This is a genomic window from Arthrobacter sp. TJ-254 (genome assembly GCF_058269175.1).
In genome coordinates this window covers 1-525 of record NZ_JBZCNF010000013.1, presented here as the reverse complement: position 1 = coordinate 525, position 525 = coordinate 1, and the positions used below count along the sequence as shown (strand labels likewise).

The window sequence follows — 525 nt, the reverse complement described above, 5'->3', positions numbered from 1 at the left end:
AAGGCCATCACCGTGCGGCAGCTGCTCCAACACACCAGCGGCCTGCCCGAGTACACCACCGAACTCATCGTCAACGAAGCGTCCGCCGAAGGCGACATCTACCGCTCACCCCGGGACGTGCTCGACCTGGCGCTCGGACAGCCTGCGATCTTCCCCGCAGGGGAACGGTTTCAATACACCAACACCAACTACATCGCTCTGGGCCTGATCATTGAACGCATCACCCAACGGCCCCTGGGCGAGCAGATCCACGATCGGATCGTCACCCCCCTGGACCTGAAGCACACCTACCTGCCAGACCCGGGCGAGACCGGGCTGCGCGGTGAGCATCCCCTGGGCTACCACAAGGACGCCAAGGGGGAACTACGCGACGTCACCGAGTACGATCCTTCCACGGCCTGGGCATCCGGAGCGATGGTATCCACACCGGCTGAGCTCAACACGTTCATGAAAGCCATCCTCGACGGCGAGCTCCTGGAACCGGCCGAACTCGACCAGATGCTCACCGGCATCCCCACCGGCGAC

At 64.0% G+C, this 525-nt stretch carries 1 protein-coding gene; it reads left to right on the top strand.

Annotation, left to right across the window (positions count from 1 at the left end):
• Positions 1–12: 12 nt before the first annotated feature.
• Positions 13–525: serine hydrolase domain-containing protein (locus tag AC4D14_RS18160; RefSeq protein ID WP_490904077.1), on the top strand; the 513-nt coding region annotated here is incomplete at its 3' end.